Below are 10914 nucleotides of genomic sequence, written 5' to 3'. Positions count from 1 at the left end.
GCTGCGGAACCTGCTGCTGCGGTACTGCAAACTCGATACGGCGGCCATGGTGATGGTGTGGATGCACTGGCGGGGCGGCCGCACGTAAGCTCCCGGGCGCCCCTCGCCGAGCCGGGCCCCAGATGATCGCGGGCCTGGCTTTGCCTCACGAGATCAACGGCCGGGCGCCCCCCCCGTCCTCGGGGGCGGCAACGTCGTTCCCGCGGTGGCCGGTTGGTGCGGTCACCTGGGCGTACTGCTGGTCCAGCCACGAGAGTTGGATGTTCTGCGTTACGGCGCCGTGCGGAACCAGCAGGTACCGCCAGGGCTTCCCGGCGTAGGTGGCCGTGTACTCCGAGGCCCGGCCGCACCACAGCACGGCCACGTCGCGCTTGGCGAGGACCTCGGCGTCGTTCAGCTCGTTCTCCGCCTTCGTTTCGACCATGAGGATCGAGTCGTCCGTTTCGGCCACGAAGTCCGGCTGGTACTCCGCCTGCTCGTGCCCCCGCTTGTAGAACAGCTGAAACTGCCCACGCGCGGGACGAAACCACTTCGATGACTCCCGGTCCAGGATCACCGCCATCTGGCGTTCGGCGTCGCTGTCGAACTTCTGCACCGGGTACAGGCAGCGGCTGAACCCGCCGAACAAGTACTTGGCGATGTTGGCCCGGTCGCGCGGCGCCGTGCGAAAGTCCTGCGTGGCATCCTGGGCTTTGAAGGCGCTTTCCTTGAGCTCCGTCATGCCGGCCGTGACGCGGGTTTCGTACTCCACGTCTGCTTCCCAGTAGTGGTCCTGCATCTGCGCGTGCACCGCCGCGGCGATCCGGCGTGCGTGGCCGCGAAGAATGCGCTCCACGTCCTCACGCGCGTGGCTTTCGCCCAGGTGGGCGACCACCTGCCCCGCCAGGTCGTACAGCAGGTCGGCGTTGTCGTCGTACGAAACGTCGTCGCGGTCGATCAGCTCCCGCACGATGTAGTTCTCCAGGCGTTCCTCCCCGGGTGCATCGGTGCCGGTCCCCAGCGTGTGGACCTGGCCGGTGCGCATCTCCTGGATGTGCAGCGTCTCGTCGGGCACCTGCAGGGTCAGCCGGCGCAGGTCGAGCGTGAACGGGCGGAACCCCGTGCGGCGCTCGGCCGTGGGCAGCACCAAGATGCGCGGAATGCTGATGGTGCGGTCCGCCACCAGCTCGGCCGTGCGCGCCACGATGGCCGCCACGTCCACGGGCGCGGCCACGCCGTCCATCTCCAGCTGCGCGGGCTGGTATGCCTCGGTCACGGCCGCCTGGATGCGTGCCCGCACCTCGGGATCGCGCAGGTGGTCGGTACTGGGAAGCAGTGCGGGCTGATTTCCCAGGCCGCGGATGGCTCGCCAGGCAATCTGCGCCACCTGCCTCTCCTGCGGCGTGGTGAACACCGGCGCTTCGGCGGCCTCGGCCACCTCGGTGGAGGGCGTGGCCTGCGCGGGCGCAATCCCCAGCTGCGACGCCAGCGTGGACTGCGAAACCACGGTCCGCGTACGCTCCAGCCCGCCATCCTCACCCAGGTAATACGTCTTGAGCTGGATGATGGAATCCGGCCGGCTCGCCTCGTCCACGATCTCCTGGAAGCGGTCGTGCGCCACGATGCTCAGCCGGTCCAGCGACTCCTGCCCCGTGCGGGCGCCGTACGGCAGGCGCAGCCCGCGCCCGATGGACTGCTCGATCAGGATGCGGGCGTTGGCCGCGCGCAGCGGAACGATGGTGTACAGGTTGGTGACGTCCCAGCCTTCCTTGAGCATGTTCACGTGGATGACGATTTCCGTGGGCTCGTCGGCGTGCTCCACCCGCAGCAGGCGCTCCACCATCTGCTCTTCGGCGGCGCCGGTCTGGCTACTGTCCACCTGGATCACCCGTCCACGATAGCGGCCCTCGAGAAACGCGTCGGACTCGATCAGACGCAGGAGGTCGCCCGCGTGCGTCGTGTCGCGGGCAATCACCAGCAGGAATGGCTTGACGATCTCCCTGCCCGTCTGGCGGGCGTACGTTTCCAGGTCAACCTTCACGCTTTCGTGCAGCCGGATGCCGTCTTCGAGCTTGATCTGCTCCAGCTGCTCCGGCGCCATTGCCCGCGCGTCGAAGTTGCGGCGGGTAACCACGGCGGGCTCCTTGACGAAGCCGTCGGCCATGGCCCGGCCCAGCGGATAGTTCTGCACCACGTTGCGGAACGGCACCGGTCCCTTGCCCGTTTCCACGTACGGGGTGGCGGTGAGCTCCAGCCCCAGCACGGGCCGCAGCTCGTTGATGGCCCGCACGCCGGCCGAGGCCCGGTAGCGGTGCGACTCGTCCATCAGCAGCACCAGGTCCGGCAGCGCGGCCAGGTATTCGAAGTAGCTTTCGCCGATGTACTCCGAGAGCCGCTTGATGCGCGGCGAGCGCCCGCCGCGCACCTCGGAGGTGATCTTGGCGATGTTGAAGATGTTGACGCGGCAGCGGATGGTCTCGTTGAACAGCGTGGCGGCGCGGTTCTCGTACGTGTCGCCGGTGATGAGCTCCGGCTGGCTGGTGGCGAACTCGCTGATGCCCCGGAACACGTACTTGGGCGTGTTGGGGGTAAAGTCCGCGATCAGCTTGTTGTAGACGGTCAGGTTGGGCGCAAGCACAAAGAAGTTGTCCTTGCCGTGCGCCAGGTGCAGGTAGCTGATGAAGGCGCCCATCAGCCGCGTTTTGCCCACGCCTGTGGCCAGCGCAAAGCACAGCGACGGAAACTCGCGCTCGAAGTCCGTAAGCGAGGGGTACGCGGCCTGCACGGCCTGCAGCGCCGACTGCAGGTCCATGTCCTTATTGAGCTCGATGCGGCTCGTGACATCGTCCAAGATCTGCAGCGCCTCGCGCTGGGGAGCACGCAGGCTGAGGCGCGAGGCGACGTTCGCGACGTGGCGGCTCATTCACCACCTTCCGCGCCGAACAGCGAGGGCTGTGTGTTCCGCCGCCGTGCGGGTCCGCGCTCCGGGGCCGCATCGGCCGGCTCCGTCCCCGCGGCGGGCAGGTTCTGCACGTTAAGGCTATAGTCGTCGCGGCCCCACTCGCAGCGCGAAAGCACCTGCTTGGGGATCTTTTTGACAGTAAGGTTGGGATAGCGGGTGTCGTCGCCGCGGAATGCCGCGCACAGCACCAGCAGCGTGCGGTTGTCGCCCACTTCGTCGGAAAGCTGCGCGAGCTGGTCCGGCCCAAGGTGCTGCGTGGTCACGTAGATGTAGTCGCTCTCGGTGGATCGCCCGTGCTGCCAATAAACGGTGTCGCTGGGGGCGTAGGTAAAGCCTTCCAGCTTGCACATGGCCTCGGCGAGCATCGCCCCGTTGAACTCCGGGTTGATGACCAACTGGCCCCAGCGGTCCTTTTGCAGCAGCGACGGCGCGAGGCGAAAGTAGCGGAAGCCGCCGCCGCCTTTCCAACCCACCGCCTTGGTGATGCCGCCCGGATCGTCGCCATTCACCACCTTGCGCATCCGCGGGATGATGTGCGTGTGGATGTGCTCGCCAAGTTCGACCATGATCCAGCGGCGTCCCATCTTGTGAGCAACTGCGCCTGTTGTGCCAGAGCCGGCGAACGAGTCGAGGACGAAGTCACCCGGATCGGTAGCGATCCGGAGTACTCGCTCTAAGAGGCGCTCTGGTTTTGGTGTATCAAACGTCGACTCCGCAGGAAAGAGAGCTCGCATCTCGTTCTTTGAAGTTCGGTTGCTTCCAACTTCCTCTTTAGTCCATAACGTACGAACGACCAACTCGCTAACATCCGTCAAATAGCGCTTAATGCTTGGTCGTGCATCACCTTTGGGGCCCCACCAAATCCTGCCATCCGCGTCGAGTTCACGAAGCCGTTCCTCAGAGATTCTCCAGTACCGGCCGGGCGGCGGCGTGAACACTCGCCCAGTTGGCCCGGCGATCGAGTATTGACCCTTGGAATATGGCTTGTTGGCGTACGGATCACCTGGAAGCCATGCTCCTCTGGGATCATGGTCGGGGTTGGAATAGATTGCATTCGCCTCTTCGGTGCGTGGCAGGCGACGCGGAAGCCAGGATGGAGTCTTGGAATAGACCAGCACATAATCGTGATCCGTTGAGAACTGCCTTGCCGAATTACGTGGGGAGTCTGCCTTCTCCCAAACGACCGAGGCCACAAAATTCTCGCGGCCGAAAAGCTCATCACACATTACCTTTAGATAGTGCACCTCGGTATCATCGATCGTGATCCAGATGGACCCATCTTCGCTTAGGAGACGGCGGAGCAACACGATGCGATCACGCATCATTCCCATCCATACGGAGTGCTCAAGCCCATCATCGTAATGTTCGAAAGCACTACCGGTGTTGTACGGAGGATCGATGTAGATGCACTTCACTTTGCCCGCGAACTCCTGTTCCAGCGCCTTCAACGCAAGCAGGTTGTCCCCGAAGATCAGCCGGTTGTCGAAGTGGTCGCCCTGGGATACCCGCAACGAAGCGTGGTAAGAGCGCTCCGGGTCCTCCAGGAGGATGCGGGGCTCCAGCTTGGGGCGGTTCTCCTTGCCGATCCAGGTCAGTTCGAGCTTCTGCTTGCGGTTCATCAGATCAGGGCTGGTTGGGCTGCTCGGGTTCTGGCGCGGCTTCAGGCAGGCGTTCCTTCCTGTCTCGTTCCGCCAGTGCGCCCATTACACGCCTCGCGAGCGGCAGAGCGTCAGTGCTGTTGCGAAATATAGCGAGGTAGCCTCGACTCTGCTGGAACGTGCCGTCTGCGACGGTGAACGTAACTTCTGCGAGGTCCAGAACGGTACGAGAAATCTCGTTCCTGTCCACGTCCGAGAGCGACGTTTCCGCCTTCTTCAGCAGCGCTCCGTTCCGCTTGGCGAACAGGTTCAGGATGAAGAATCGGGAGTGGCGGTAGAACATGCGGCGCTGGGCACCTGCCTCTGCCTTCTCAGACTGCATCAGGATCTCACTGGCATGGCGGTAGATCTGCACCACACGCCAGAGGTGCGCGCCGGAAAGAGCCGCGTTGAAGAGCGTTCCATAGAACTCATCATTGGCATCATGGATGCGCCCGACTTTCGCCTTCGCCGCCACCACCGCTTCCGTGCTCCCGCTCAGGCACGCCAGCGCGAGGGCCGCCTCTTCCAGCGTGACCGACGACGGGGCGTCCTGCGCGTCCTCCTGAGAAGGCCTGTATCGATAGGCGATGTCGATGATCGCGAGTTCGCGCCGAAGACGTTCCTGTTGCACGTCGAGCGCGGCGAAGTGAAGCTCCTTTATCGCGTTCTGAGTATTGCGCGCACGGGTGATTTGCGCCCCGAGTTCGCCCACAGCGTCGACTTCGATCAACGTGATCATCACCATGGCAGCAGGTGAGATATCGCCGAGCGCAGCGAACGCCGCGTACACCGAACCCACCGTCTGCGCGCCGTTGACGATGGAGAACCCCTCCGCGAGAAACCTCCCGGTGTCATTCGTTGCGCCGGGGAGCGGACGGATGGACGAGCATACCGCGGTGAGCCCGTTGTTTAGGTAGAACAGCTCAGCCGGACGAGTGCGGACGGTGTCGGCAATCGCTGAATTGACGCTCTCGTTCCCCAGGTAGAAGCGGATGTTCTTCTCGAACAGTGTCTTACCGTGTGCCTGGTACAGTTCCGCGAGCTGCCGCGCCGTGACCAGTCCGTAGAAGGCGCGGTGCGGCCGATCGATCCCGTACCACCGATTCAGCGTGAGCTCCACGGTCAGCGGTTTGGCGGCATGCTCATCCGCCAGCCAGCCATGCACGGTCGCACCGTTCAGATCGGACCAGGCGAACCGGTCAGAGAATTCGTTCAACTCATGCGCAAGCTCGTCGAGATCCTGCCTTGCGTGCCGCCCGAGCGGATCTCCCAAGTATACCACACAGCCGATGACCTGCACCCCGTCCGTGGCAAGCGCCTCTTCCACCTCACCTCTAAGACGCTCAAACCGCTCATGGAAGAGGTCGAACCGGCCATTCAGAAGATATCGGATACCATTGCAGAACTTGAGATTTTCACGCTGGTCCGGAGCGTTGCCCAGCTTGGATTGCACCAGGAATAGCTTTCTCGCGGGCCGATCGTAAACCAAGGCGTCGATGCCATTGTCGTCCCCGCCATCCACAACCGCGTTCACTGCCGCTGCAGTGTCCACGCCACTCATCTTGCTGATGGCGAGCGCGGCGAGAGAGTGGCTCAGCCGGTTCTTGTCCTTCTCCTGCTCCGAGTGGTTTCCGGGAGGTGGCGGAAGAACCGGGAAGTAGCGCGTCCGCAGTACCTGGTGAATCTGCACCCGCCAAGCTTGATCTATCGGCATTCTTGTTCCGACCAGTTTAGATGAATCGAGGATCCGATACATGTGGCCCTGCTATGCAGTCGTAGTGTCTGCGGCTCTCTCCCGTCCGCTCAGGTCAGGTTCATCAGCCCCCCTTCTCAGGCGCACGGCGGCAACGCCGTATCTCCACGCGCTTCGCGTGCGGAACTCCCGCCGGCTGTCTTCCCGTCGTTTGCGGAGCCGCTGCGACCCGCGGCTTCCAAGTGCGCTGAAGCTCCGGGCATCAGCACACCTCCCAACGCAGCGCCGCGGTCTCCCATCACGCCCGAACGGGCGAGGAGCGGGTGCGCCGGCAACGACAGTGGCGGTAACCGGCGTCCTCCCGGTCCGGGACTTCGCCGCACTCCCGGCAGTGGAGGGCGTCGGCGAACGCCGCCACCCGGTGGCAGAAGTCGCGGACCTTTGCGTCGGGGATGTCCTCGGAGGCGGGGTTGGCGTGGGCGCCCACCTGATTTCGTACCTCGTACAGCTCCACCACGCTCGCGTGCAGCGGCTTTAGCTCGATCCGTTCCTCCACTTCGCCTCCGTCCTGGGGCCTCTTCATGCGTTCCACCACCAGTGTCTTTGCGAGCTTTGTGGTTCCGTCCAGCAGGGGCTTCAACTCGTATAGGCCGCTCGCGTTCCGAGGCATGGAGCAACCGTGCCGCACGGCCAAGCCGTCCAGCACGTCCTCCATCAGCACGCCCGCGGCGCTGGCGGCGGCCTGCCGCCCCAAAGGGTTCTCCTTCAGCAGCGCGGCCAAATCCTCGCGCGCAGTGCGCCCGCGCACGACCCGAATGCCCTCACCCTGCGTCCAAGTGCCCAGTTCGAACACGGCCACGCTCCCTGCCGCGGCGCCGCGTCGGTGCCGGTCACGCCAGTGCCGCGAGTGCGTGGTCAGGATGAGCTGGTCGAAGCTCCCGGCGACCGAGACCAGGACGTCAACGATCCGGTCCAGGTGCGCCATGTCCACGGACGTGAACACATCGTCCAGTACGACCACGCAGCGGCCTCCGTACGTTCGTTCCTGCACGGCGAGCCAGATGCAGAAGCCCAGCGTGTCCAGGTGCGCCTCGCTGAAGTATGCCTGCGGCGGCACGCCGCCAGCCGCGCCGAATCTCGCACCCTGCTCGACTGACGCTGACGCCGTCGCACTCAGCGCCAAGTGCGAGAGGGCCACCCCCTCGCCGGGATGAATGGCCTCGTACAACTCGTTCACGCGGGTACGCAGTTCGTCCAGGAGGCCATTCGCGAACGTGTGGCGCTCTTCCCGCACGACCTGGGCGGCGCGTTGCAGTCGACCGGTCAGCAACTGAAGCGCACCTGCCCGCTCGCTCGCGTCGCCATGGTCTGCCAGAAGCTGGCACACCGCGTTGCGAAGGTGCAGCGTCTTGCCCAACTCGCCGGCGCGTAGTTCCATGTCGCTGCGCAACTTCGAGCGGTCATGGGCCGTTACGGGGGCGGACGAGATTCCTGCGTCGGTGCACGCGGCTCGGAAGTCGGCCCGGGCAGACTCGCTTCGCTCATGGGCGTCGATTACCGCGAGCTCCGCACGCTCCGCCTTCCCCTCCGCGTCGCGCGCCACTCGGGCTGCGGCTGACAACGCATTCATGCGATTGAGGCGATCCTCGACCGCCTGCCGAAGTTCACCAGCGTCTGCTGGGCGTTCGCAGACCGGGCACACTCCGGCATCGGGAACGGCCGCCAAGTAGCCCCGTACCCGCTCCAGCAGTTCCGCCAAAGCAGCCGTGCCCTCCGCTCCGGCCGCTTCGGCGGCGGCGAGCGCGTCCCGTGCGCGGCCGACTAGGGCGCGCGCGTCGTCTCGCGCCTTTTCCGCAGTACCGGCGTGGGTCTCGGTCTTCTCGGCGGCTCCCAACGTTGCGAGCACGCTGTTGCATCGCTGCATCTCGGCCACGGCCTCGACCTGCTGCGCCGCACGTACTGCCGCCGCCCACGCAAGCGAGTCACCCCGCGGCCTTCCTTCGGCGTCCCAGAGCCTGTCCAGCGACGCGCGGGCCCTTTCCAAGTCGGCGGCTGCACGATCGTAATCCTTACGTTTGTCTCGCAGCGCTTCGCGCAGCAAACGCTCGCCAGCCTCCACCTTCTCCACCCCGATCAGCCGCTTCATCTCGTCGTATCGTTCGGCGGGCGCCGCTTCCACCAGCTTCAGCAGACGCCCCCGCCGAAGGATTGCCGCGGGTGGGGGTGTTGTGTTTGGCGAGCGCACGATCTTGCCACCGTCTACCCCCGCCTTCCACGTCGACCCGCCGAAATCCACTTCCACGGCCAAGTCGTTGGGTTTGGAGCCGAGCGAGTGCAGGTGGTCCTTAACGGTTGTGGACGAGCGCTCGCGCACGGACCCGGGCTGCCCATTGCAAACCATATCAATCGCGTCAATCAGCGTGGACTTTCCGGAGCCGTTCTCGCCGAAAACGAGCACGGCTGGCTTGTCCGAGGACAAGTCCACTGTGACCCGCGTAGTCGCACCGCGAAAACCCTGCAGCTTGATCCGTTCGACCTTATTCGGCATCCGCGCCCGCCTTTGCCGAAGCTACCGGTTGCACGTGGATGGGCCAGTCCTCTGCCTTTAGACTCCCCGTCGCCAGTTGGGACGCAAGGCTGCCGGACCGAGTGGCGGGGACAAGTCCTTCGGCCACGAGCCGCTCGGCAATTCGACGTGCCAGGATCTCGTTGGGGGTCTCCATGTAAAGCCCTTGGAAAGGGTAGAAAGCGCGCCGGCTAGCGGATGGCCCAGCGCAGAATGAATACAGCTTCCAGCCATGCGGTGCGCCGCAGCCGGCGCTCGGCATCGTCTATTAGCGCGTCGCGGCGGGCATCCACTTCATCCTGCGCCGAAAACAGCTCGCGGCGCAGCCGGTGGCGGCTCACCTCCAAGATGCGCACCTCGCGCTGCAACTCCAGTTTTTCCTCCAGCGCCGCCATGGAAAGCCCGCGGCGGCGAACTTCCTTGATCTGCCGGTCGATCTCCTTGATCTCGCGCTCCAGTCCCACCTTGAGGTCATCGGCCCACGCGTCCAGCTTGGACGCCTCGGCCTCGAACGCCCGTGCGTTGCGCAGCGACACGTCGCGCTGGTGGGCCACGTGGCGCTCCTCCGCCAGCACCGCCAGCGCGCCTGGAACGTCCGCGGCAGGGGCATCGCCCACGGCCGCCGCGCAACCGAACATCCGCCTGACCGCGTCGTCTTCCAGCACTACGCCGTCGTCGCGGAACCCGGCGAACACCAGCCGGTCCTCGGCCTGATCCAGCGCCTCGACGGTGGACAGGGAGAACGACAGCCAGCCGCGCTGGCCCACCAGGCTCTCCAGCAGGGTCACCTTGCCGGGAGATCCGGAGTAGTCGAATGAGACTTCGCGAACGGGCAGGTCGCGGCACAGCGCTCGGTCAAGAACGTGCTCCGCGAGCTCGTGGCCCAAGCGGTAGGTGTGGGCCTCGCCGGAGCGCCGGGGCAGTTCGTACAGGCCAAGGGGCACGCGTACGCCGTCGGGCAGCGACACCAGGCGGAACGCATCTTCCGAAACGAACTCCGCGCGTCCGCCCAGCTCGTAGCGGGTAAGGTCCATCAGCAGCTCCTCGAAGCGCGAGCGCCAGTGCTCGGACTTCTCCTTGGCGGCCTGGAGCTTCTCCACCACCTCCTCGTCGAAGTTCTCCAGCAGCTTGCGGCGCGTGCTGCTCATCGCCTCGTTGATCTCAGTACTCAGCTCGCGCTGCAGCTGGTCGAACGCCGCCTGGATCTCGTCTGGCGTGCGGCAGCGCTGATAGATGTCGGCGATGCGCTTTTCGAAGTCCACGCCGGACTCCAGCGCGCCAAGCACCTCATCGCTGGAGCCGAACACCCCCTTGAACAGCTGGAACTTCTCGTCCAGCAGCTCGAACACACGGCGGTCCGCGGCGTTGTTCCGGTTGAGGAAGTTCACCACCACCACGTCGTGGCGCTGCCCGTATCGGTGACACCGGCCGATTCGCTGCTCGATGCGTTGCGGATTCCAGGGCAGGTCGTAGTTGATGACCAGCGAGCAGAACTGGAGGTTGATGCCCTCCGCGCCTGCCTCGGTGGCGATCATGATCTGCCCCTCGTCGCGAAAGTAGTCCACCAGCGCCGAGCGCATGTCCGCGGTCTTGGATCCCGAAACTCGGTCCGTCCCCTGGTGCCGCTCCAGCCAGTCCGCGTAGATCTTCCGCGAGCCTTCGTCCGTGTTGGAACCGTTGAAGAGGACGACCCCCTCGGAGAACGCGCTTTCGGAAAGAATGCCGAGCAGGTAGTCCTGCGTGCGGCGGGACTCGGTGAAGATGATGGCCTTGCGCTGGGCCCCGCCGCTGGCGGCCACCTGAAACGCCCGGTCCAGGGTGCTCAGCAGCTTGCGTCCCTTGGCGTTCTGCTCGATCGAGATGGCCAGCGACGTAAACGCGTCGAGCTCCCGGATCTCCGCCTCGATCGCGGCGCGGCTCGCCTGCGTCAGCGGCGCCTCGCCTTCCTCCGCCGGCCACTCTTCCGCGGTTTCGTCCAGCGCCTCGTAGTCGGTCTCCAGCTCCGCCTCGAGGTCATTTCCGTCCGACGCTCCAGCCTCGGCAAGCCGCGCCTTGAGCCGCCGCGACATCTTGC

The 10914-nt window shown here is 65.1% G+C and carries 5 protein-coding genes; all 5 read right to left on the bottom strand.

The annotated features are described in order from the left end of the window. Positions 1 to 145: 145 nt before the first annotated feature. Entirely contained in the window at positions 146 to 2902 is a 2757-nt protein-coding gene (locus VIB55_RS21720) for a DEAD/DEAH box helicase (protein WP_331878768.1), read from the bottom strand. Next, positions 2899 to 4560: a site-specific DNA-methyltransferase gene (locus tag VIB55_RS21715; protein WP_331878767.1), complete on the bottom strand. Its 1662-nt coding sequence runs from the start codon at positions 4558 to 4560 to the stop codon at positions 2899 to 2901. The genes VIB55_RS21720 and VIB55_RS21715 overlap by 4 nt, the downstream gene beginning before the upstream one ends. Positions 4561 to 4564: 4 nt before the next feature. After that, positions 4565 to 6337: an AIPR family protein gene (locus VIB55_RS21710; RefSeq protein WP_331878766.1), complete on the bottom strand. Its 1773-nt coding sequence runs from the start codon at positions 6335 to 6337 to the stop codon at positions 4565 to 4567. Between the two features lie 235 nt (positions 6338 to 6572). Continuing rightward, positions 6573 to 8822, bottom strand: a complete 2250-nt coding sequence (locus VIB55_RS21705; protein ID WP_331878765.1) for an AAA family ATPase — start codon at positions 8820 to 8822, stop codon at positions 6573 to 6575. Between the two features lie 209 nt (positions 8823 to 9031). Beyond that, a partial coding sequence (locus VIB55_RS21700; RefSeq protein WP_331878764.1) for a helicase-related protein occupies positions 9032 to 10914 on the bottom strand: 1883 nt, incomplete at its 5' end.

The sequence above is a fragment of the Longimicrobium sp. genome (assembly GCF_036554565.1).
GTDB lineage: Bacteria > Gemmatimonadota > Gemmatimonadetes > Longimicrobiales > Longimicrobiaceae > Longimicrobium.
This window is presented reverse-complemented; position numbering and strand designations above follow the sequence as displayed.